Annotated in this window: 20 protein-coding genes and 1 pseudogene; 17 read left to right on the forward strand and 4 right to left on the reverse strand. The window is 66.2% G+C overall.

The features are described from left to right. The first annotated feature begins 72 nt into the window (after nucleotides 1–72). The 3 genes from sigJ (at nucleotide 73) to ACIBG0_RS06325 (ending at nucleotide 3,349) form a co-directional block, all read left to right on the forward strand. Entirely contained in the window at nucleotides 73–1,017 is a 945-nt protein-coding gene (gene sigJ, locus ACIBG0_RS06315) for an RNA polymerase sigma factor SigJ (RefSeq protein ID WP_397029765.1), read from the forward strand. A gap of 81 nt (nucleotides 1,018–1,098) precedes the next feature. Then, complete coding sequence (locus tag ACIBG0_RS06320; protein WP_397029767.1) at nucleotides 1,099–2,283, forward strand: NAD(P)/FAD-dependent oxidoreductase; 1,185 nt, start codon at nucleotides 1,099–1,101, stop codon at nucleotides 2,281–2,283. 145 nt (nucleotides 2,284–2,428) lie between these two features. After that, the gene (locus ACIBG0_RS06325) at nucleotides 2,429–3,349 is read left to right on the forward strand and encodes a class I SAM-dependent methyltransferase (protein WP_397029769.1); all 921 of its coding nucleotides are present in this window, start codon (nucleotides 2,429–2,431) and stop codon (nucleotides 3,347–3,349) included. A gap of 518 nt (nucleotides 3,350–3,867) precedes the next feature. Here the strand turns inward: ACIBG0_RS06325 and ACIBG0_RS06330 are convergent. Next, entirely contained in the window at nucleotides 3,868–4,782 is a 915-nt protein-coding gene (locus tag ACIBG0_RS06330; RefSeq protein ID WP_397029771.1) for a helix-turn-helix transcriptional regulator, read from the reverse strand. Between the two features lie 159 nt (nucleotides 4,783–4,941). Between ACIBG0_RS06330 and ACIBG0_RS06335 the strand changes: the two genes are divergently transcribed. The 8 genes and pseudogenes from ACIBG0_RS06335 (at nucleotide 4,942) to ACIBG0_RS06370 (ending at nucleotide 13,515) form a co-directional block, all read left to right on the forward strand. Beyond that, the gene (locus ACIBG0_RS06335) at nucleotides 4,942–5,535 is read left to right on the forward strand and encodes a short chain dehydrogenase (protein WP_397029773.1); all 594 of its coding nucleotides are present in this window, start codon (nucleotides 4,942–4,944) and stop codon (nucleotides 5,533–5,535) included. A gap of 883 nt (nucleotides 5,536–6,418) precedes the next feature. Further along, nucleotides 6,419–7,369: a hypothetical protein gene (locus ACIBG0_RS06340; protein WP_397029775.1), complete on the forward strand. Its 951-nt coding sequence runs from the start codon at nucleotides 6,419–6,421 to the stop codon at nucleotides 7,367–7,369. 382 nt (nucleotides 7,370–7,751) lie between these two features. Continuing rightward, a pseudogene (locus tag ACIBG0_RS06345) lies at nucleotides 7,752–9,197 on the forward strand (MFS transporter); the annotation flags it as partial. 24 nt (nucleotides 9,198–9,221) lie between these two features. After that, on the forward strand, nucleotides 9,222–10,097 hold the full coding sequence (locus ACIBG0_RS06350) for a collagen binding domain-containing protein (RefSeq protein WP_397030235.1): 876 nt from the start codon (nucleotides 9,222–9,224) through the stop codon (nucleotides 10,095–10,097). 262 nt (nucleotides 10,098–10,359) lie between these two features. Further along, nucleotides 10,360–10,983, forward strand: coding sequence for a 1,4-alpha-glucan branching protein (locus ACIBG0_RS06355; protein ID WP_397029776.1), 624 nt, complete (start codon nucleotides 10,360–10,362; stop codon nucleotides 10,981–10,983). A gap of 19 nt (nucleotides 10,984–11,002) precedes the next feature. Then, the gene (locus tag ACIBG0_RS06360) at nucleotides 11,003–11,218 is read left to right on the forward strand and encodes a hypothetical protein (RefSeq protein ID WP_397029777.1); all 216 of its coding nucleotides are present in this window, start codon (nucleotides 11,003–11,005) and stop codon (nucleotides 11,216–11,218) included. Nucleotides 11,219–11,430: 212 nt separating this feature from the next. After that, nucleotides 11,431–12,027, forward strand: coding sequence for a DUF308 domain-containing protein (locus ACIBG0_RS06365; protein ID WP_397029779.1), 597 nt, complete (start codon nucleotides 11,431–11,433; stop codon nucleotides 12,025–12,027). A gap of 69 nt (nucleotides 12,028–12,096) precedes the next feature. Beyond that, the gene (locus tag ACIBG0_RS06370) at nucleotides 12,097–13,515 is read left to right on the forward strand and encodes a S8 family serine peptidase (RefSeq protein ID WP_397029781.1); all 1,419 of its coding nucleotides are present in this window, start codon (nucleotides 12,097–12,099) and stop codon (nucleotides 13,513–13,515) included. Between the two features lie 17 nt (nucleotides 13,516–13,532). Here the strand turns inward: ACIBG0_RS06370 and ACIBG0_RS06375 are convergent, their stop codons facing one another. Then, nucleotides 13,533–14,012, reverse strand: a complete 480-nt coding sequence (locus ACIBG0_RS06375; RefSeq protein ID WP_397029783.1) for a winged helix-turn-helix transcriptional regulator — start codon at nucleotides 14,010–14,012, stop codon at nucleotides 13,533–13,535. An 86-nt stretch (nucleotides 14,013–14,098) separates the two neighbouring features. Between ACIBG0_RS06375 and ACIBG0_RS06380 the strand changes: the two genes are divergently transcribed. From ACIBG0_RS06380 to ACIBG0_RS06395, 4 genes are all read left to right on the forward strand, one after another. Further along, entirely contained in the window at nucleotides 14,099–15,334 is a 1,236-nt protein-coding gene (locus ACIBG0_RS06380; protein WP_397029785.1) for an MFS transporter, read from the forward strand. Nucleotides 15,335–15,780: 446 nt separating this feature from the next. After that, nucleotides 15,781–17,169: a three-helix bundle dimerization domain-containing protein gene (locus ACIBG0_RS06385; protein WP_397029787.1), complete on the forward strand. Its 1,389-nt coding sequence runs from the start codon at nucleotides 15,781–15,783 to the stop codon at nucleotides 17,167–17,169. 266 nt (nucleotides 17,170–17,435) lie between these two features. Continuing rightward, on the forward strand, nucleotides 17,436–18,215 hold the full coding sequence (locus ACIBG0_RS06390) for a hypothetical protein (protein ID WP_397029789.1): 780 nt from the start codon (nucleotides 17,436–17,438) through the stop codon (nucleotides 18,213–18,215). A 103-nt stretch (nucleotides 18,216–18,318) separates the two neighbouring features. Next, on the forward strand, nucleotides 18,319–19,536 hold the full coding sequence (locus tag ACIBG0_RS06395; RefSeq protein ID WP_397029791.1) for a DUF418 domain-containing protein: 1,218 nt from the start codon (nucleotides 18,319–18,321) through the stop codon (nucleotides 19,534–19,536). Nucleotides 19,537–19,648: 112 nt separating this feature from the next. Here the strand turns inward: ACIBG0_RS06395 and ACIBG0_RS06400 are convergent, their stop codons facing one another. Together ACIBG0_RS06400 and ACIBG0_RS06405 are read right to left on the reverse strand one after the other, a co-directional pair. Further along, entirely contained in the window at nucleotides 19,649–20,488 is an 840-nt protein-coding gene (locus tag ACIBG0_RS06400; protein ID WP_397029793.1) for an alpha/beta fold hydrolase, read from the reverse strand. Continuing rightward, nucleotides 20,485–21,075: a TetR/AcrR family transcriptional regulator gene (locus ACIBG0_RS06405; protein WP_397029795.1), complete on the reverse strand. Its 591-nt coding sequence runs from the start codon at nucleotides 21,073–21,075 to the stop codon at nucleotides 20,485–20,487. The genes ACIBG0_RS06400 and ACIBG0_RS06405 overlap by 4 nt, the downstream gene beginning before the upstream one ends. 287 nt (nucleotides 21,076–21,362) lie before the next feature. Between ACIBG0_RS06405 and ACIBG0_RS06410 the strand changes: the two genes are divergently transcribed. Beyond that, a complete protein-coding gene (locus ACIBG0_RS06410) occupies nucleotides 21,363–22,193 on the forward strand; it encodes an alpha/beta fold hydrolase (RefSeq protein ID WP_397029796.1) in 831 nt (276 codons plus the stop codon). A gap of 280 nt (nucleotides 22,194–22,473) precedes the next feature. Further along, nucleotides 22,474–23,211 carry an SDR family NAD(P)-dependent oxidoreductase gene (locus tag ACIBG0_RS06415; protein WP_397029798.1) on the forward strand — a complete coding sequence of 246 codons (738 nt, stop codon included), beginning with the start codon at nucleotides 22,474–22,476 and terminating at the stop codon, nucleotides 23,209–23,211. Nucleotides 23,212–23,313 lie beyond the last annotated feature (102 nt).

Below are 23,313 nucleotides of genomic sequence, written 5' to 3' on the forward strand. Positions count from 1 at the left end.
CTATCTGCGTGAGCGTTTCCTGACCGGGCCGGAAACTGGACGTCGGCCGCGTACATGCCCGACCATGGGCGGATGTCGCTCAGCACGTACGAAGTCGATCTGTTCGAGAGCAGCAGGGGCCGTCTGGAGGCGATCGCCTACCGACTGCTCGGATCGGCCGGTGACGCCGAGGACGCGGTCCAGGAGGCGTTTCTGCGGTGGCAGGGCGCCGACCGGGACCATATAGAGACGCCCGAGGCGTGGCTGACCAAGGCGCTCACCAACCTGTGCCTCAATCAGCTCACCTCGGCGCGGGCCAGGCGGGAGACCTATGTCGGCCAATGGTTGCCCGAACCCGTCTTGGCCGGGGACCGGATGCTCGGCCCGGCCGATACCGTCGAGCAGCGTGAATCGATATCGATCGCGATGCTCACGCTGATGGAGCGGCTCTCGCCCAAAGAGCGCGTGGTGTACGTGCTGCGGGAGGCATTCGGGTACGCGCACAACGAGATTGCCGAGATGCTCGACATCACCGAGTCGAACTGCCAGCAGATCTATCGGCGGGCCAAACAGCATATGGCCACCGACCGGGTGCGCGTGCAGGTCGACGAGGCCGCCGCCCGCAAGATCGTCGAGGAGTTCCTCGCCGCGGCGGTCAGCGGCCGAACCGAGACACTGATCGGCCTGCTGACCGATGACGCCATCAGCATCGGCGACGGCGGCGCCTTCTTCCCGACCCTCAACCGGCCGCTTATCGGTGCGCTGCGCGTCATACGGTTCCTGCGTCTGGCCATCAAACCGACCGACGGCAAGCGGAGCATGCTGGGCGGCAGCCCCGCCATATTTTCCGCGGTCGCCAATGGCGGCCCCGCGCTGGTGGTGGTGGTCGGTGACCGGGTCGTCGGCATCGTGTGCCTCGAGGTGACCTCCGACGGCATCGCGGCCATCCACGCCCAGGTCAATCCCGAAAAGCTCGAGCGCGCCACCCGCGGGTGGGCGAGTTCGGAACACGGAGCACCCATCATCGAATCCTGGTGACCCACATCACAGTCCATTCCTGTCAGCATTCGCGGCGCTGTCCGGTTCAGGAAGCGAACCCATCCAGACAGGAGCAAGACCATGAAGCACCGCATCGTCGTCCTCGGAGCCGGATACGCCGGAGCCATCACCGCCGGACGCCTCGCCAAGCGGCTGCACCGCGACGACGTCGAGATCACCCTGGTCAATGCCGACCCCGAATTCGTCGAACGGGTGCGCATGCACCAGCTCGCCAGCGGGCAGGATCTGCCCGTTCGTCCGCTGCGCGAGGTGTTCGCGGGCACCGGTGTGCAGGTCCGGATCGCGCGGGTCACCGCGGTCGATGTGGACCGCAAGAGCGTCGAGCTCACCGGCGAGGTCGAGACTCTCGGCTACGACACCCTCGTCTACGCCCTCGGCAGCACCATCGCCGATTACGGCATCCCCGGCGTGGCCGAGTACGCCTACAACGTCGCCGGGAAGCAGGCCGCGATGCGGCTGCGGGCGCGCCTGAGCGAATTGGGACCGGGTCAGACCGTGCTGGTCGTGGGCGGCGGTCTGACCAGCATCGAAGTGGCCGCCGAGATCGCTGAGGCCCGTCGGGACCTCGAGGTCTCGATCGCCGCGCGTGGCGGTGTCGGCGATTGGCTGGAGGAGAAGGCGCAGCGCCACCTGCGCGCAGCTTTCGAGCGGTTCGGCATCACCGTCTGCGAACACACCGACATCACCCATGTCACGGCGAACGGCGTGGTCACCGGTGCGGGCGCACAGATCCCGGCCCAAATGACCGTCTGGACAGCGGGTTTCACGGTGCACCCGATCGCGGCCGCGACCACACTTGCGGTGTCGGATTCCGGGCGGATCGTCGTCGACGCCACTCTCCGCTCGGTCTCGCACCCCGATGTGTACGCAGTCGGCGACGCCGCGTACGCCGAAGGGGTTGGTGGCAAACCACTACGGATGGGTTGCGCCACCGCGACCCCCATGGCGTGGCAGGGCGCCGACGCCATCGCCGCTCGCTTGACCGGCCGCAAGGTTCCCGACGCCCCGATCGGTTACGCCAGCCAGTGCATCAGCCTCGGGCGTCGCGATGGCATCGTGCAGAAGGTAACCCCCGACGATCAGCCCACGTCCACGGTGATCACGGGGCGTATGGGCGCTCGCATCAAGGAGCTCGTCTGCGCGTCCACGGCTTGGAGCATCGCGCACCCGACCATGATGCTGCCGAGCCGTCGCCGCCACCTCATGGCAACCGGCGCCGCGGAGCACCAGTTCGTCACCCGGTGACGCGGCCGCCTGAAAGCAGTCCGAGCCCGAGGCCACCGATCCGCACGACCGCGGACCGGTGGCCTCGGGAGAGCCTCATGTCGGCGGCATGTGGTACGCCACTTCTCGAACGCGACCTGAGTCGAACGAAGGATAGGGGCCGAAGATGACTTCCACCAGGTACGACGGAGACACCTGGGACCTGGCATCCGGCGTCGGCGCGACCGCCACGGCGGCCGCGGCGGCCCGGGCGATAGCGACCCGGGCGGATGGAGCGCTCATCGACGACCCGTTCGCCGAACCGCTTGTCCGGGCGGTCGGCATCGATTTCCTCACCCGGCTGGCCACCGGCGAAGTGCCCGCCGAGGATTTGGTCGAGCAGGTATGGATCGACGTAGCCAAGGTACGTACCAAGTTCTACGACGAGTTCTTCCTCGATGCGACGAACGCGGGCATCACACAGGTCGTGATCCTGGCATCAGGGCTGGATTCCCGCGCCTACCGACTGTCCTGGCCAGCCGGGACCGTGGTGTATGAGGTCGACCAGCCGCGGGTCATCGAATTCAAGACCCGCACACTGACCGAATTGGGCGCTGCGCCCACCGCTGACCGGAGAGTGGCCGCGGTCGATCTGCGCGAGGATTGGCCCGCCGTGCTGCGCGCCGCCGGATTCGTCCCGGCCCAGCCGACCGCGTGGAGCGCCGAAGGACTGCTGGGCTATCTGCCACCCGAGGCACAGGACCGACTGCTGGACACCGTGACCGAACTCAGCGCGCCCGGAAGCCGGGTGGCGACCGAAAGCAAGCCCAATCCGGAACCGGGCGAGGAGGACAAGACCAAGCAACGCCTGCACCGCATTTCCGAACACTGGCGCGCGCACGGTTTCGATCCCGATATGGCGAGGCTGCGATATTTCGGTGAGCGCAACGAAGCAGCTCCCTACCTGACCGAGCGCGGCTGGGCGTTGAACGGAGTCAGCATCCGAAACCTGTTCGCCGCCAACAATCTTCCGCCCCTGACGGACGACGACATGCGCATGGGCGACATGCTCTACGTCAGCGGCGCCCTCAACAAGACCGCGAATTAGCAGCTACCCCGCATGGCGACCGACTCTGCACGCGAGATCGTCGACGGGGTCGGTCCGTACGATCCGCATTGTCTCCTCATCGCACCTTCGATGATGCGTTGTCGCCCCACATCGGTTCGCACCCAGCATGTTCGAGGGTCGGCAGTTGTCGAGGAGCGCCGGAATCCCTACGCCACCTTCAACGCTCAACCGCACCGGCGGCCACGAACACGCTCGAGCTCCGCAGTCTGCCTCATCGTCCTTGACCACATTGGCTCGAAGACACCGACCCCATCCCGCACCGCAGCCAGAACGGCGGTGACTACGAAATTCCCGCGGCGCGACTGCGTGAGAGACTGGAAACGGCGGGCCACAGCGGTTTCGGCCTGCACATCCACGCCTGATCCGCCCGGGTCGTCCGCTTCGAGCGGCGAGCCACTTGACCTGGGCCGGAATCTTGCGGCTGTGGTGTTCCGTTCGTTGGCCGATCGGCTTACGGAACAGTGCAGCCCCGTAGGGCGGGGTCCCAGTGGATTGGTTCAGCCGCGTCGGGCAGGACTGCGGTCCGCCGGGATATCCGATGGCCTGCCGATCGGCATAGTGGTTGCGGTCAGATCGGAAAGGATTCGTAGGGCGGCTTCGGAGGGTGAGTCTGGTTCGGCATTGAACACGGCCACACGTTGCCCCTCGTCGTTCGGGAGGGTCATGAACTCGGTCATGAGCGCGATGGTGCCTACGGTGGGATGGTGGTAGGTGCGGGTGGCGCCACCGCAGTCACCCACCGTGTGCGCGGCCCAAAGTTTCGCGAACTCGGGGCTTCCGAGTGATAGTTCGCCGATCAGGTTGCTCAGAGCGGGGGCGCCGGGGTGCTGTCCGGCGATCAGTCGCAGGTCGGCGACGGTGGACCGGGTCTTGCCGGGCCAGTCGTCATAGAGTTCACGCGTGTGGCGGTCGAGGAACACCATGCGGGCGATGTTGGGGCGGTCGTCGCCGGGGCGGTTCGGCGCGTCGAAGTCGAGATGACCAGCCAGCAGAGCGTGTGCCATCGGGTTCCACGCTAGGACATCGACGAAGCGCCCCATGACCAGGGCGGGCACGTCCCCGAACGACTCGATCATGAGCCTTACCCCCGGCCGCACCTGCTCGGGCCTGAGGGTCCGGCGGCGGGTCTTCGGCTTCGGCCGGGCCAGGGAGTACAGGTGGGCACGCTCGGCCTCGTCCAAACCCAGGACGCGGGCGACGGCGTCGAGAACGGCGTCCGAGGCATTGGGGCTTTGTCCCTGTTCGAGACGGGTGTAGTAGCCGGCGCTCACCCCGGCGAGCTGAGCAAGCTCCTCTCGGCGCAGGCCAGGCACCCGGCGGCGTCCGCCGTAGGTGGGAAGCCCGGCGTCGTCCGGCTGGAGCCGTGCCCGCCGCGACCGCAGGAACTCGCCCAGCTCCGTGTGTGCGCTCATGCGTACCAGTGTCGCGGATCTGCAGCCGTCGATCCTGCACCTGCCAGGTGTAGTCACCGCAGGTGTAGATCCGGCAAGGGTCTGGGTCCGGCATGTCGATTGTTGCAGGCTGGTTTCTGGCAGACCAGCCACGATCTGGACCGGATGAAAGGACACGCGATGAAGATTCTTGTGATCGGTGCGACGGGGACCATCGGCAGCGCCGTCGCCGATGGCTTGGCGGCGCGCCATGAGGTAGTGCGTGCGTCACGCCGTGGACCGGTGCGGGTGGACATGGCAGATGCCGCGACGATCGACGCCCTGTTCGCGGAGGTCGGGGACGTGGACGCGGTGGTGTGCTGTGCTGCGAGCGGGGGTCTGACACCGCTGAATGCCTTGTCGGACAAGGAATTCTGGAGCGGTCTCGACGGAAAACTCCTCGGCCAGGTGAGCCTGGTCCGGCGAGCGCTCACTCGCGTCCGCGACGGTGGATCGGTGACGCTCACCAGTGGTCGGTTCGCCGAGCCCGTCCCAGGGAGCTCACTCGGCTATCTGGTCAATGCGGGCCTGGAGGCGTTCGTGCATGCCGCGGCGACCGAGATGCCGCGTGGCGTTCGCCTGAATACCGTCAGCCCCGGCTGGGTGAGCGAGACCCTCCTCAGCCTGGGCATGGATCCGGCTGAGGGGACCCCGGTTGCCGATGTCGCCCAGGTCTATATGGACGCCGTGGAAAGTGCCTGCCACGGCCGTACGCTCTCTGTGAGCATGCCGTGAGCGGCGCTTGTCTTCGACGCTGCGGCCCGCTATCAGCCTGGCCACCCCGACCTCGCGACAGGTGATTACACGAGCCCATCGATGCGCGCCTCCGCGTCAGAAGAGCGTGTCGCGGACCCGTAGGGGTCGGTATCCGGTGGGGCCGAGCTGGGCCAGCTCGGCATCGAATGGCGCACGAGTTCACCCGACCTCCAGCACACCGACCAACCTCATCGGCGGCCAAGCCAACCACCAGCCGAGCACACCCGCAGCCTGAACCGACACACGACATCGATGCTGGTCAAGCCATTGTCGTTGTTTTACGCGCGGCTACTACCGGAACTCCTCGTACCGACATCGTCACGGATCAGCGTCCACGGCCAGATCAACTCCTGAGGCGACGACTCCTGACCCGCCGAAACCGCAAGCACGCCCAGCGGTTACCCGCGCGTGCTGCTTTGCGGCACGCGGTCCAGAACTGTGGCCGATGCTGTCCGAATCATTGGGTACCCAGTTTTTCACCGGTTCCATTGGTGTTTCGTTTCGTATGTGCAAACCAAACGAAAACGAAACGAGCGCGGACGGATTGCGAGTACCGAAGTAATCCTGACCGCCGATAAGGTTCACTTATCGGGGGTCAGGATTAGCAGGTTTGCGGCGGAAGGTGTTGGGCCGACACGGATTTCGTTTCGTATGAATACGTTGGATTCGACGAAACAAACGCTACGATTCTTGGGTGTCCAACGTTTGCAACTACCCCGGATGTGCTCGACCGATTACGCGCGGGGGCGGGCCGGGGCGGCCCTCGGAATACTGTGATCATCCGGAGCACACTCGGTGGCGTGCCTGGCGGGAACGGCAACGGCAGCAACAGGAGTCGCAAGCACCGGCGGCTGCTGTCACTGTGACGCAACAGGGGCCGGTGACGGTGGCTCGCCTGCGCGCGGATGAGCTGCTCACGCAATTTCGTGGACTGGCCGATCAATTGGGGAACACACTGAGTGCCGCGGTGGCCGAGTTGTCCACGCTGGCCGATCCGGCGATCGCCGAAGCGCAGGTGCAGGCCGTGCAGGCGGACGCGGCACGACGCATCGCGGAGGCGGAGGTCGCCACGGTGGCCGCCGACCAGGCGCGGCGCGAAGCGGAGCAGGCGCGCGCGGCCGCGGAGTCGGCCGCCGACGATGCGGCCAGTGCCGCCGAACATGCGGAATCACTCGTCGCCGAGGCGGATGCGGCGCGCTCGGATGCGCTGCGTGAGGTCGAGCGGGTGACCAAACAGGCCGCCGACGATGTCTTCGCGGCGCGCAGTGAGGCCGACGCCGAGATCCGCACCATCCGTCGCGAGGCCGCCGACGATGTGGAACGCGCCCGGCAACAGGCCACCGAGGATGTGGAACTGGCCCGACGGAAGGCGGCGACGGAAATCGAACAGATCCGGCGCGAGTCGGCCCAGCAGATCACCGCCGCCGGAGCCGAACGCGATCTGGCGGTGCAGCGCGCGGCCGATGCCGAACGCGCCATCGAACGCGCCGAACAGGCGGTGGCCGAACGCAATCAGGCCGTCGCGCAGGCACGCGAGGAGTTGAACCGACTGCGCGCGGAATTGGATCACACGCGCAGCGAACTCGTCGAGGTGCGTCGCGCGGCAAGTGCGGAGGTCGCGACAGTGCGAGCCGAGTCGACGACCGCACTCGAGCAGGCACGGCGCGAAGCCGCCGAACGCCTGGCCGCACTGGACGACGCCCGCGCCCAAACCCTGGCCCGCGCCGAACGCGCCGAACGTCAACTCGACCAGCTGGTCGCCGAATCCCGTCGCGGCCCAGCCGGATTGGTGCCCGACGGCACATCTGGTTAGCGAGGCTCTGTGTCCGAACATGGCTCAGTGAGGTGATAAGGCGTCGCTGAGCGAGTGCCCTGACGAGCGGGCGGCGGACGGATTGTCCTCGATCCGCCCAACCGAACCAGCGGCTGAAAATGTATCGAGAGGAGGGGATTTCACGGAAAGCGGCCAGACGCGGTCGGTGTGTCCGTTGTGCATGGAACAGGCAGCGAGCGGTCCGTTGGGGTCGAACAGCATGTCCATATGACTGGCGGGGCGTCCATTGAGCCCAGTCGTACCCCCACACTGTCCGTAACCGCCTTTCAGCTCGGCTCGACGCCGGATGATGGCCTCAGAGAGTGACTTCGAGACAGGCCATAGCCCGCCGAGCTGCGCGATTGTGTATGTTACACGTGATATGTACCGTACATACGTGGCTGTTGCTGTCGATGCGTCCTCGACCGTTTCCGGTTCCGACGGCCGGCGCGCTCCCGCGCCGGGCGTGCTCATCGCGACACTAGGTGGTGCCGGTGTCGTCGTCGCGCTCATGCAGACGCTGGTAATTCCGATCATTCCGTCGTTGCCCACGCTGCTGAACACCTCGGCGTCCAACGCGTCCTGGGTCGTGACGGCTACGCTGCTGGCTGGTGCGGTGTCGACTCCGATCAGTGGCCGCCTCGGTGACATGTTCGGCAAGCGGCGGATCCTGTTCGCGAATCTGCTTATGGTGATAGTCGGCTCAGCGGTCTGCGCCTGCTTCTCCACACTGGTGCCCGAGATCGTCGGACGCACCTTGCAGGGCGCGGCGGTCGGCGCGATCCCGCTGGGTATCAGCATCATGCGCGACGAGCTGCCGCCCGAGCGGGTTGGTTCGGCGATCGCGATCATGAGCGCGACACTCGGCGTGGGCGGCGCGATCGGCCTGCCGGTCGCGGCGGCCATCGCCCAGAACGCGGACTGGCATATGCTGTTCTGGATATCGGCCGGGCTCGGTATCATCTGTGCCGCAATGGTTTTCGTGTTCGTGCCGGAGTCGCCGGTGCGCACGCCCGCGCGGTTCGACTTCGGCGGTGCGGTAGGACTGGTGGTGGCGCTGGTCGCGCTGCTCATCGCGATCACCAAGGGCGCGGACTGGGGCTGGGACAGCGCGCGCATTCTGGTCCTCGCCGCGGTGGCGCTGGTGGTGTTTGTCGGCTGGAGCGCTTACGAACTGCGGCGGCCGGCGCCGCTGGTCGATGTGCGGGTCTCGGCGCGGCCCAGGGTGCTGTTCACCAATCTCGCATCCATTGCGGTCGGATTCGCGCTCTACGGCATGTCGCTGACCTTCCCGCAATTGCTGATGGCGCCGGAGCAGAGCGGCTACGGCTTCGGGCTGTCCATGATCAACGCCGGATTGGCACTCGCGCCAACCGGTTTGGTGATGATGCTGCTCTCGCCGGTGTCGGCGCGGCTGTCGGCGAGCCGGGGTCCGAAGCTCACCTTGGCGCTCGGCTCCGCGGTCATCGCCATCGGCTACCTGTGCGCGGTGCTGCTGATGAACAGCGTGTGGGGGATTGTGATCGCAGGGGTGATCGTCGCTGGCGGTGTCGGTCTGGCGTACGCGGCAATGCCCTCGCTGATCATGGGCGCGGTGCCGATCACCGAGACCGCAGCGGCCAATGGTCTGAACTCGCTCATGCGCGCGATCGGCACATCGGTTTCCGCCGCGGTGATCGGGGTGGTGCTGGCGCACATGACAATGTTGCTAGGCCCGCACATTTTACCGTCTCGCAAGGGGTTCCACACCACATTCTTCATCTGCATGGCGGGGGCCGTGGTGGCAATCGTGCTGACGGCCTGCATCCCGATGGGAAAGGCGACAGCGCCGGTCTTGTCCGGGACCGAACCGATGCTGACCGCGCCGGTAGGGCCGCCCGAGTCGGTCGAACACAATGGTCGAGCCGCCGGTCATCTCGATGCCTCATCGCCCATCGGGCAATCCTCCCCGGCCGAGTTCGACGGTGGGCTGGTGTGTGGTCGCATCCACCGCGAAGACGGCCACCCGGTGCCGAGTGCCGCATTGACGCTGATCGACCCACGTGGCCATCAAGTCGCGCGCGCAACCAGCGACGCCGACGGCAGCTATGCGCTCAGCGCACCGCAAGCAGGACACTATGTGCTGATCGTATCGGCGACAGGGCACCAGCCCACGGCCGTCAACGTGGCAATCGGCCAGCGCTCGCAGCAGTTCGACCTCAGCCTTACGGGCTCCTGCGAACTGTCGGGCGTGGTGCGCACGGCTGGACACGGTGAGCCGCTGCCCGGTGCGACCATCACACTGACAGACCTGCGAGGCGACGTCCTCGCAACGGCCACAACAGCTGAGGACGGCACCTACGTTTGCCGCGGCGTGGTCTCGGGGACCTACACCGTGGTCGCGGTTGCCGAGCACATGCGCCCCAGCGCGACCACGCTGACCGTCCCGGACACCGGGCTCTCCCGCCACGACATCGAATTGGTTCCGCTGGCAGCACTGACTGGATCGGCGTGGGCCGACAACCGAGCCGCGCCGGACATCCACATCAGCGTGCTCGATGAGGCGGGCGAGGTGACCGCGACGGCACGCACCGACGAAGACGGCCGCTATATCGTGTCCGATCTGCCAGCTGGCCGCTATACCGTCGTCGCTCGCGGCTACCCCCCGGTGACCAGCCAGGTCACCGTTTCCGGCGGCGAAGCCACCCACGATGTGCGGCTCCGCTACGGGCCGGAGGACGGCTCATGAGCGGGTTGACCGTCCGCATCCGCACCGCCGAGCGCATGCGGTGGCGACCGCGAGGGATATGAGCGGGCGCCAGATCGCCCGCGCGGTCGCCGATGAGACCAGAACAGTGGTCACCGAGCTGCTACCCCGGGCATTCATATGGGCGCGGTGTGGATGGCGGTCCAGCTGTGGGCATCGTGCACCCACGAACTTCAGGCCGCGTGAAACCTCTACTCGCCGTTGAAGGATAGGGTGCCTCATGGCTGTTATTCACCGTACGACCATGTCGCCCAGCAAGCTCGAACTGCTGACCGTTTGGTTGCCGACGCGGCCGTGGTATCGAGACAACGGACGTGCGCCGCAGCTGCGCAAGGCCGGTGGCTTCCGGCTCGACGATCCGGCCGGTGCGGTCGGCATCGAATTCGTGCTGGTGAACGATGGCGCTGAACAGGAACAGATCACCTATCACGTGCCGCTCACCTACCGCGGCGCACCACTCGACGGTGCCGATGACGCTCTCGTCGGTACCTCGATACACGGTGTGCTCGGACAGCGCTGGATCTACGACGCGACTCGCGACCCGGTGGCAGTCGCTCAGATCGTCGCGCTGCTGGCCGGACAGGCCCAGCCGCAAGCGCAGGGCATAAGTGACACCCCGGATCCCTCCATTGTCGCCACAACGGGCCAGTTCTCCTCCGCCGCAACAGAACTTCGCTCAGCCATTGATACACCGACCCACACCGAGATCGCCGTCAGCAGTGGTCGAAGCGTGCGGGTCGAGCGGGTACTGCGTCCTGAGCCCGCCACACCGGGTTCCGGTCCCACGGATGCCGCCCGAGTAACCGTGCCGTGGCAGATCGCAGATGGTTCCTCTGTCCGCGGCATCGTTCTGGCGATCGACGCATAACCGTATCCGAGCAGCGGCGGTGGTCCTGGACGCTGGCATCCTCGGATTCGGGCTGCTGGTGTTCGCGGCCACCACCATTGGAGTCGTCGACGCACCGACGGTGGCGTTCGGTACCTCGCTCATCGGATTCGGGTGTGCGCTGCTCGGCAGCGCGGGTCGGCCGGTCGAGCGGAACCGCCGCGTGGCGGCCGACAGTCGAGGCTGCGCTCGTATCGGCTCTGCGAGAGGTTCGTGATGATCGTCGCGAGCTAGCCGCTGATACGTAACCCGTTGGGCGAGAACCTGCCTGCCCGACATGTGCCGCTGACGCTGCTCGGGAGGATCTCGCCTGCGGTGGTGAGGCACTCGAGGACACGCGCAACCGCGACACGCTCAGTCGCCGTGGAAATATCGCGACCCGAAAGCAAACGTTCGGTTATCCGCATCCTCGGGCCATACTATGAAGCTATGCCCGAAAACGAGAGTGCGGGTCGAGGGGTTTCGCTTGCCGACGAGGCTCGGCTGGCGGTATTGGTCGCGGGTATCGGCTCTGTGGTTCTCGGAGTGCTGATCGCCGTGTGGCCGGACAAGACCGAGCCGATGGCGGAGTTGCTATTCGGCCTCTATCTCCTATTGAGCGCTGCGCTGCAGCTGATCATCGCGATGGGCACCCGGTTCGGAACGGCGCTGCGGATATTCGTGCTCTTCAGCGGCGCCGTCTCGATTGCGTTGGCGGTGATGGCATTCCACAGCGCGGATTCGATCCTGCTGCTCGCGGTATGGATCGGTCTGGGCTGGGCCGTGCGCGGAATCACGCAGGCAACCGTGGCGGTCTGGGCCGATGAGTTGCCCGAGGGTGGCTGGCAAGAGGTCTTCGGCCTATTGACCATGATGGTGGGATTCATCATGATCGCCCTGCCGTTCGATTCGCTGGACGTCCTCGGCATGGCGGCCGGTGGCTGCGCGATCGTGATCGGCATGCTGGAAATTCTCACGGTCGCGCGTGGAAACGGCGAGGCCGATCCGGTCGCGCGGGCCGCGCGGATTCCGGCGGCGCCGAACTGAACTGGCGCACAACCGAGTTGGTGTTCGATCGCGCTGGCGCGATGATCATGGGACGGGTTAACTGTCGTCATGGCACGCACCGATAGTGGTTCGGAACTGATCGTCGTCACCCACGGTGCCCGGGCGGGTATCGATCCGAATGCGGTGCGCGAGAGTCTCGCGGCGCAATCGCGGCTGGTCGAACTGCTACCGGAAGGCGGTGCGCCGGTGCGCATTTTCGGACCGCCCCATCGATTGCCGCGGCGGATCGCGGGCACCGCTCAGGAAGGCGTGGGCGCGGAATATCTGAACTACTTCACCGTGCGCGGGATCAGGGATGAACTCGAGGCGGTCGCGGAGCGACTGCGCGCCGATGACGCGGTCGAGGCGGCCTATGTCAAACCGCCCGCGGAACCGCCGATCGCGCCACCGGTCGTACTGGCCGATATCGCGGCCCGTCGGCTGGAGGACGCGCCGCCCGTGACACCGAATTTCGAAGCCCGGCAAGGTTATCTGGAGGCCGCGCCGCAAGGTGTGAACGCGCGCTGGGCCTGGACCCGACCCGGCGGTCGCGGCGCGGGCGTGCGCATCGTGGATGTGGAAGGCGCGTGGCGATTCACCCACGAAGACCTGCTGGCGAACCAGGGTGGAGTGATCGGCGGTGCGCCGTCGACGGATGCGGGCTGGCGCAATCACGGCACCGCGGTGGCCGGGGAGATCAGCGGTGATGTAAACACCTTCGGCATCACCGGGATTGCCGCCGATGCCGCCATCCGCGCGGTCTCGGTATTCGACGCGGGCTCCGCGGCCGCCATCCGCACAGCTGCCGACGCACTGAGCGCCGGCGACATCATCCTGCTCGAACTGCATCGCCCCGGACCGCGCAACAACTTCCAGAATCGCGAGGACCAGGCCGGATACATCGCGATCGAGTGGTGGCCCGACGACTGGGCGGCCATCCGCTACGCGATCGGACGCGGTGTCATTGTCGTGGGCGCGGCAGGCAACGGTTCGGAAGACCTCGACAGCGCCCTGTACGACACGCGCCCCGCCGAGTTCCCGACCTCCTGGCGCAATCCGTTTCGTGGCGGCGCCGCCGACTCCGGCGCCATCCTGGTCGGCGCGGGTGCCCCGCCACCGGGATTCCACGGCCGCGACCACGGGCCCGCACGATCACGACTGGCCTTCTCCAACTACGGATCCCGCGTCGATGCACAGGGCTGGGGCCTCGAGGTGACCACTACCGGATACGGCGACCTGCAGGGCGGTGCCGACGAAGACTACTGGTACACAGACACTTTCAGCGGAACCTCCAGCGCATCCCCGATTGTCGTCGGCTCCATCGCCAGCTACCAAGGCTTGGCCGCCGCAGCCATCGGGCGCAAAACACCAGCGGAGGTGCGGGCGCGACTGCGGGCAACAGGTTCACCCCAACTCGACGCTCCAGGCCGCCCCGCGACCCAGCGGATCGGCAACCTGCCCGACATCCAGGCGATGATCGCCCCGTAGATCAGCGGACGCGCCGCTCACGCATCCGTCACCGAGGCGTTGTATTCACCGACCTTGCGAACTCGGGTTGTCGCCGCGCTGACGAGTTTGCCGTCGTGGTTTTCGGTGCGGAGCTCGGCGACGGGGCTGCCGTTACGGTCGACGAGTGTCGAGTGCGGTTCGTTCTCGGTGAAGGTGTGGCGTTCTCCCCATTGGCGCAATGCCACGACGATGGTGAACAGGTCTTGCCCGGCTTCGGTGAGTTCGTAGATGTGCCGCTTGCCTCCGGGGGCGCTGCTCGTGATGAGGATGCCATGGTCGCAGAGCCTGCGCAGACGATCGGTGAGGATGTTGCGGGCAATCCCGAGCCGTTGCTGGAATTCGGTGAAGGTCGCCGCGCCGTCCATGGCGTCGCGCACGATCAGCAGGCTCCACCGGTCGCCCACGAGGTCGACAGTGCGCGCGACCGGGCAGGTGGGATCGGTCCAGTCGCGGCCGGAACCGAGCGTCATGGTCATGAGCCTTCTCCCAGTCGGTTGCAATTCGAAACCATTATTACCTACGCTCAAATGGTTGCATTTTGCTACTGATTTTGGGAGGTGTGGTGGCGGCAAGAGTCACAAGATCGCAGCGATTGGTCCTGGCGCTGGTGTGCGCAGTGGCCGTGTCGACGATCTATGCGATCCAGCCGGTACTGGCAGCGGCGGGCACCGGTCTGGGATTGGCCCGCGAGTCGCTCGGCGTGCTGGTCGCCGCCGGTCAGATCGGCTACTTCGCCGGTCTGGTCCTGTTGGTCCCGCTCGGAGACGTGCTGAATCGTCGTCGGCTCATCACCGTGCATCTGGTACTCACCGCCGCTGGGGCCGCGGTCGCGGCCGCCGCCCCCGACGGTGCCGTCGCGGTGACGGGGCTGGCGATCGCGGGTCTGTTCGCGGTCGTGGTTCAGGTGATCGTCGCCTATACCGCCGCAGTCTCCGCGCCGGGCGAGCGGGGCCGCAATATCGGCGCGGTCACTTCCGGTGTGGTGATCGGCATCCTCGGCGTCCGCGTCCTCGCGGGGGTCCTGGGCGATACGGTCGGCTGGCGCGCCGTGTACGCGCTGCTTGCCGTGCTCTGCATAGCCCTGGCCCTCATCGTCCGCGCGATGCTCACCCCGGACCGCCGAACTCCCGGCGCACGGTACGCCCAGGTGCTGGCATCGATGGGGCGGCTCGCGCGCACGGATCGCCTGTTCCTGAGCCGAGGACTGATTGCCTTCTTCCTTTTCGCCGCCTTCGGCACCCTCTGGAGCGGACTCGCCCTCCCACTCGGCACCGAGCCCTGGAATCTCGGCACCACGCAGATCGGCCTATTCGGATTGGCGGGTATGGCCGGAGCGCTCGGCGCGGCCCGCGCGGGACGATGGGCCGATTCCGGTCTCGCACAGGCGATCACCGGTTCATCGCTGGCGTTGCTTACCGGCTCCTGGCTGCTCATCGCCCGGACCGAAGCGACCCTGTGGCTGCTCATCATCGGTATCGTTCTACTCGACTTCGCCGTCCAGGCAGTACATGTCAGTAGCCAACACCTGCTGACCGCAGCACATCCGCACCGCGCCAGCAGCGTCATAGGCGCGTACATGGCCTTCTATTCCCTCGGATCCGCCCTCGGCGCGATCACGACCACCTGGGCATACAGCATCTTTGGATGGTCGGGGTCCTGCTGGGTCGGTGCGGCCTACTCCCTGTCCGCACTGGTTCTGTGGACAATTGCCCAGGTGGCCGGCAGCACCCGGCAAAGTGGCGCGAGTTCACCCCGTCCTCGACCGAAGTGTCGAGACACGGCTCCCGTGCGATGCTGACCAGCAGCCAGTATCACCGCCATCGCCATCGCCATCGCCATCGCCATCGCCATCCGTCTCGACCAGACCACCGCGTTGCGCGCCTGTTCGTGAACGACTTGCCGATCCGACGCGACGCGCGGGTGGAGATGGAAACTTATGGACAACGTTTAGTAGCGAAAGGTGAATGGCCCGTTGAACTTTCGACGTGCATTCGGCGATGTTCCGGGTTCGGGCCAACCATCGACGAGCCGCCATTCGGGCCGCGAATCCCGCCCTGACCTGGACGGCAGTGGCACCTAGCGCTCAACGGCAGATGTCCACGGGCACAGTCGAAGTGGGATCCAACCGCCAGCGATGGGGGTTTCACCGGTGTAGTCCCGGCCGAAAATTTCGGTAGGGTTCGGCGGCGCGGACGGGGCGGATCCGTCGCGACCGGAGATCGATGTGACGCCGAGGAGACTGTGGTGGGTGTCGTTACTGTCCGCGAAGAGCAGGCAATCGCGCGGTTGACCGACCGTCTGGTCGACGACTACCCGGCCGATCAGGTCGAGAGCGCGGTGGGTACGGCGCGGCAGCGGTTCGAAGGCCATCCGGTGCGGGAATTCGTTCCGATTCTGATCGAACGGATCGCCCGCAGGGAACTCGAGGCCTCGACAAAACAGGTCGAGACGGAAAACGTTGCCGCGCAGCGGGACCCGAACCAACAGCCCGATCCGGCGCGGGGGATGAGCCGAATCCGCACAGCTGGCGCCGAATTCGCCGTGGACAAGCGGCTCATGGCGCTCGCGGCGGCGGTTCTGGTCGTTGTTCTCGCGTTGGTCGTCGCCTTCGTGGTGCGGCAGCCCGACCAGCCCACTGCGACCAGCGCGACAGCCGCGCTGACCACCGTGCACGGGGTGGTCGGCTCGGAGAAGATGGCCTTCTTCGACGACCCGCGCGTCGTGGAAGCCCTGGCCCACAAGGGCCTCGAGGCGCGGGTCGATCCGGCCGGATCGCGACAGATCGCGACCTCTGTCGATCTCGGGAACTACGACTTCGCATTTCCGTCGAGTGCGCCCGCGGCGGAACGGATTCAGCGGGCACGCAATATCAGCACCAAGTACACGCCGTTCTCCTCACCCATGGCGATCGCGACCTACCAGCCCATCGCCGATCTGCTGACCGCGGCGGGCGTGGTGCGTCCGGGGCCCGTGCCGACCTTCGATATGGCCAGGTACCTCCAACTCGTGCGCAACGATGTCGAATGGGACAAACTGCGCGACAACACCGTCTACCCGGTGCACAAGAACATCCTGGTCTCCACGACCGATCCGCGGACCTCCAACTCCGCTGCCATGTACCTGGCCATCGCCAGCCACGTTGCCAATGACAACACCATCGTGCAGGGCCCGGCCGCCGAGCAGGCCGTGCTGCCGACGGTGTCGCGGCTGTTCGTGCGCCAGGGCTACACCGAGAACTCCACCGACGGCCCGTTCCGCGAATACCTGGCTGCGGGTATGGGCCCGACGCCCATGGTCTGGATCTACGAAGCCCAGTTCGTCGAGGCGAGCGTGCGCGGCCAGATCAAACCCGGCATGATGCTGATCTACCCGTCCCCGACCGTGGTCTCCCAGCACACCCTGGTGCCACTCACCACGCGCGGCGATCGCGTCGGCCGCCTGCTGGCCACCGACCCCGACCTGCAACGACTCGCCGCCGAACACGGATTCCGCACCAGCGAGCCCAGCCGATTCGCCAAGGTCGCCGCCGACAACCACGTTCCGGTGGCCGGCGATGTGATCGATGTGATCGACACCCCCACCATCGACACCCTCGAACACCTCATCGACAGCGTCACCAAGTCCTACAACTGAGATCGCATCCGAGGTGGCGGGCCACTGCGCACACCTCGGGTGCCGAGCCGTGCGCCGTCTTCTCGCCAGGGCATTGACCGGCGACCCATATGTCCAGGTCATGACCGATTGCCGAGGCGGCGCGATCGGAGGATCGTGGACACAAAAGGGACATATCGGTTCGGAGGTCGAGTAGCGGGGGTCGGGGGATTCGAGTAGCCGGACACTCGTGGCAGGGGGGTGTACTCGGGCCACGCTATGGGAGGGGATGAAGAAAGGAGCGTCCCATGAGCGGGATGTTCACCAGGACGGCCAGATACACGGCCAGATATGCGGGTCCATATCGGTCGGCACCGACGGTCGGCACGCACGGGATGGTGGTTTTCGGGACCGGCACCGACTGCTTTTTCTCCCATCGGCCCATGTTCTTTTCGCCATTCGACTTCCAGGTACTGCTCGACGTCGAATTGGACGAGCGCGGTAGTCGGGCACTCGGCGCCGACCGGCGCACCGGATTCCGCGGCGGACACGCCTTCGAACCGGCGGACCTTTCGCTCGCCGAGCTCGATCCGCGCGCGGATAGTCCGCGAACTACGTTCCAGGGCAACCTGATTCGTGGGCATCTGGATCGCCGTGGCATCGTGATCGCACGCGATGTCGTGGCCACCGTGCGCAACGTCGTATCCTTCACACAGCTCGATCCGCATCCCGTGCGGACCGCGGAATTGCTGACTCATCTGTGCTTCGGCCGGGCGGGCAAAATGTATGTGGCGCACCGGATCGGACGGCGTCCCAGCTTCGATCAAATCGTCTCGGTCCGGCTGATCCCCGGCACCGTCACCGACCTGGTTGGTGCCCCGCTGTCCGTCGATGTCACCGAATTGGTATTCGATCAGGCGCAGCCGATCATCCTGGGACAGCGAGATTTCGCGGGCCAGCGGTTGCGGGTCGGCGAGATCGCGGTGGCCGCATTCCATGCGACCGATACCGCCGACGGGAAGCAGGGCTTCCTCGTCGACATCGCCATTGAGCGGCAGCTCTACTTGGAGGTCGCCGACCTGGTGTGATGTCAATACGCCGGAGGTAGTTGCTCGGGGCGGATCCGGTCAGGGTGCGAATCGGTCGGTGGGAGGACGACCGCGCGAAGTCCGGCCGTTTAATCTTCGGATCATGTCCGAATCGGTCGTAGCCGCAACCGCATCGCGGCGGATAGCCGAAGTAGACATACTCCGGGGATTCGCACTCTTCGGGATCCTCATTGTGAATGTCGCCGTCGCCACGCTGCTCTGGTCGTTCGGCGGCACTGCGGACGATCCGCGACCGGGATTCGACGGGCCATTCGACCATTTCGTCAACGCGGTGGTGGAGGCGCTGTTCAGCGGCAGGTTCTATTTGCTGTTCGCATTCCTGTTCGGCTATTCGTTCACCCTGCAGATCGCGGCCGCGCAGCGGGCCGGGGTATCGGCGAATCCGCGGCTGCTGCGGCGATGTGCCGCGCTGATGGTGATCGGGTTGGCGCATGTCTTCCTGCTGTGGATCGGCGACATCCTGACGCTCTACGCGTTTCTGTGTCTATTTCTGATCCTGCTGCGATGGCTGCGGCCTCGGGTAGCGATCGTCGCCGGGGTTGTGCTGTATCTCGTGTGGTCGATATGGGCGTTTCTGCCGGGTTCCGGTGGAATTGCCGCGGTCGCGGAGCTGCTCGATGTGGTGGCTTTGCACGAGGGATACACCGGCAGCTTCGGGGAGACCTTCACGATGCAAGTGTCCGAGGCGCCGTGGTGGATCATCCTGATCTGGATCACTCAGGGCGTTCCGGCGCTCGGCATGTTCCTGATCGGGATGGCGGCCGGTAAGCGCAAGGTGTTCACCGAAGTGGAGATGTTGCGCCGCTGGTCACCTCGGGTATTCCTCGGTGGGCTGGCGGTCGGACTGCCGGTATCGGCGGTGACATTCTCCGCTGGGATGGGGTGGCTGGAACCGCCGTCGTACTGGAACGGGATCCAGGAAGTCGTCAACCCGCTCATGACGTTCGCCTATATCGCGGGGGTCGTCATGCTGGCGCGATCAGCCCGCACAGCGCGGCATATCGCGCTGCTCGCCCCAGCCGGTCGGATGGCGGCCTCCAACTACATTATTCAGTCGGTGGTATTGATGGTGATCTACACCGGCTACGGATTCGCCTTGGCCGATGATGTGCCACCGGCGGGTGTCATCGGGATCGCGTTGCTGACCTATGGCGCGCAGCTCGCCTCCAGTCATTGGTGGTTGCGCGGGCATGAGTATGGTCCGGTGGAATGGGTGCTGCGCACCGCGACCTATTTGTCGGTTCCGGCTTGGCGGCGGCGGCCGGAATATGTTCCGGTGCAGCGGGATCGACTGGTTTGACGATACTGAGCGTGCATCGGCCCGTCGGAACCGGCGATCTGCCATCTCGACGAAACGCGCACGCTCGGTATCGTTTCCGTTCCGGCTCGGCCTCCGCTGATGGAAACCGGCGTCAACGATCAGCGGTCACCGTCAGCGCTTCCAGCAGAGCACGAGCGAATTCGGTCGGGGTTTCCCGGACTCCACTGTGCCCACCCGGGAACTCCACCAGCGGTCGGTGCAACTCGGTCGCAAGGGTTTGCGCGGTCCGATAGGGGAGTTGGCCACGGGTTTCCCGACCTGCGGCCAGCACAAGGCGGTCCGCTACAGCGGCGAGTGCGGCACTGTCGGGCCGGTAATCGGTGACCGCGCGCAGTTCATGAGCGAACATCAGCGGCGCGTTGCCCATCAGCCGTCCGAGCATTTCGGCGGTGCGAGCCGGGACCTCGGCCGCATTGGGCAGCGGCTTCGAGGTGACGCCCACCGCCTGCATGAAGCGCCCGCCCGCGACGGCCGGTCCTTGGTCACGGGCGAGTTCGACCACCTCCTCGACCATGGCCCGGTGCGCGTCCGCATCGGGCAGGACCGCGAAGCACGGCGGCTCGTGGGCGACGACCAGGCGCAGCCGGTCCGGATGATGGGCGAGCAAGTCGAGCGCGACGACCGCGCCGCCACTGACCCCGGCGACATAGGCGAATTCTCCTGCGGGCGTGAGGTGTTCGAGCAGACGGTATGCGTCATCGCTGAGCACTTCCATCCGCTGGTCCACGGGTTCGGGAGCGTCGAGAACGCTGCGCGAGTAACCACGCGGATCGGCGGCGACGACCGTGAAGTGCTCGGCGAGCGCATCGGCGATCGGGTCGAAGATCCCGGCGTCGCCGCCGCTGCCCGGCAACAGGAGCAGCACCGGGCCGTCGCCGCGCACCTCGAAATACAAGGTGGCACCGGGCACTTTCAGGTTTTCGGATCTCACTGCGAATTCGCTTTCTCGTCGGTGGGCCAGTGGGTGAGGGTGACGTGCAAGGCGTCGATGATGCGATCCCAGGAGGCGGCGGTGGAGCGGGCATGACCGAAGCCGCCGCTCGCCTCCAGGTTGGCATATCCGTGAAAAGTGCTGCGCAACAGCCGAACCGCGTCGGTGACATCGGGTTCGTCGAGCCCGTAGGCGCGCAGCACCCCATAGGTCAGGTCTACGGCCCGCCATCCGCCGGTCCAAGCTGCGGTGACGGCGGGGTCCATCGGCATCTGGGTGGCGGCATAGCGGCCGGGATGTTCCAACGCGTAGCGGCGCCACTCGTCGGCAAATGCCGCGAGTGCGTCCCGTCCCGCACGCCCGGCCACCGCCGCGGCAATGCGGTCGGTCTTCTCGTCGCTTGCCAGCATGGCCACCCTGTTGCGCAAGTCTTCGAGGTTCTTGATGTGCGAGTAGAGGCTCGCGTCCTTGACGCCGAACCTCCTGGCCAGTGCGGCGACGGTGAGGTTGTCGAAACCGACCTCATCGGCGAGTTCCGCCGCGGCCATGGTGATCCGCTCGGTGGTCAACCCGGCGCGTGGCGACATCACATCTCCTGAAACTATGGTGCTTAGTTTATAAACTAATACCCCTAGGTTTTGCAAGCGTCGGAATGCCGCACCACCCTGTCGTGACTGCGTCGTCGGTCCGGAAGCCACCGACCAGCTCGACCTCAACCCACGCTCGCTCGGGATATCCCGCTCCGACCAGAGCCCGTGCGCCAATTCGGCTCGGGGAGTCTCGAGCAGGCATTGGTGGCGGACCGATGAATTCGTGTGGGCAAGCCGGTCAACATTCTCGGCAGACCCATGACTATTTGTTCGAGGAGATCTTGATGACCCCGACTTCGACCGCCACCGCACATAGCCTCGACGTGCCCGGGGCGCGACTGCACTACGAGGTGCGTGGCACCGGACCGCTGGTCGTATTGGTCGGCGCTCCAATGGACGCGGCGGCCTTCGCGCCGCTGGCGGAACTGCTCGCCACCGACCGCACCGTGCTCACCACCGACCCGCGCGGCCATCAGGGCAGCGTGCTCGACGACCCCGAACAGGACTCGACACCGCAGCTGCGCGCCGACGACCTGGCCTGCCTCATCACCCACCTCGGCATCGGCCCCGCGGTGGTATTCGGTTCCAGCGGCGGCGCGGTGACCGCATTGGCACTGGCCCAATCCCAGCCGGACCTGGTCACCACCGTGATCGCGCACGAACCGCCGCTGGGTGAACTGCTCGAGGACAGCGACCAGTTGCGCGCCGGAACCGAGGACGTCATCGCCACCTACCGCGGCGGCGACACGCTCGGCGCGTGGCGCAAGTTCATGGTCAATGCGAACATCGTGATGCCGGAACCGGTGCTACAGCAGGTGTTCGGCGGCGAGCGCGACCCGCGCCAGTTGGCCAGCGAACGCTACTGGTTCGATCACGAGCTGCGCGGCACGACCACGTGGGAGCCGAATATCGCTGTGCTGCAATCGACTCCGGCACGGATTGTGATCGGCATCGGCACCGAATCGACCGGCCAATACTGCGACCGCACATCGCGGGCGCTCGGTGAAGCCATCGGGGTGACTCCGACCATATTCCCCGGCGGACACACCGGATTCGTCGAGGACCCAGCCACATTCGCCGTCCGATTGCGCGAGGTGCTCGGAGGTGCTCCGTAACAGGCTACGGATCAGCCGCTGTCGGCGAGCACTCCGAAGGTCGGAGTGTTCTGGATAGCGGCCACCACTCCATCGGAATTCGCCGCACCACCGCTGAACCCCTGCTACCGTGCCCCGCCGTGTGAGCATCGCGCGAATTCTTCGCGAACGCACCGGATGGTAGCCCAGGGCACCGACCCGGTCGTGGGCTCGAAATGCCTAGGCGCGTTGTACGTCACGACAACCACATTCGCTTGCCCCGATCGTGCTGGGAACGAAATGGCCGTGGCAGGGTGGTGGGATGAATCGTGGTGTGTTGGTGACGGGGGCTTCGCGGGGGATCGGGCGGGCGGTTGCGGTGGCATTCGCCGAGAACGGTGATCGGGTGGCGGTGCATTACTCCTCCGCGCGGGCCGATGCCGAGGAGACATTGCGGCAGTTGCCCGGCGACGGGCATGTGCTCGTCGACGGTGATATCGGTGCGCCGGAAACGGCCGAAGCGATCGTCGCGGCGGCGGTAGAGGAACTCGGCACAGTGCACGTGCTGGTCAATAACGCCGCGGTGAACCTTCCGCATCCCCTCGCGAAGACTTCGTACACGGACTGGCAGGACGTGTGGCGCAAGACCATGGACGTCAACCTGTTCGGCACGGCCAATATCTCCTACTGCGCCGCCCGCCACATGATCGACAACAAGGTGCGGGGCCGCATCATCAATATCGGCTCGCGCGGCGCATTCCGCGGTGAACCCGACTACCCCGCCTACGGTGCCAGCAAGGCAGCCGTCCACGCCCTCGGCCAATCGCTCGCGGTCTATTTGGCCCCCTATGGAATCGCGGTCGCCTCGGTGGCACCGGGTTTCGTCGCAACCGAACGCGTCGCCTCGCGCGTCACCGACGAGGTCCGCGCTCAAAGCCCCTTCGATCGTGTCGCCCAACCCGAGGAAATCGCCTCCGCCGTCCGCTACCTCGCCTCGCCCGAAGCAACCTGGAGCTCCGGGGCGGTCCTGAATGTCAACGGAGCCTCATACCTGCACTGAACCGCGACAGGCTCGACACGACATGCAGCTCTACGCCACCACGCGATAGGCGGGTATCCCTGGAAACACGACACTGCCGCACCCGAGTGGGATGCGGCAGTG

The organism is Nocardia sp. NPDC050630 (assembly GCF_044457245.1).
Lineage (GTDB): Bacteria > Actinomycetota > Actinomycetes > Mycobacteriales > Mycobacteriaceae > Nocardia.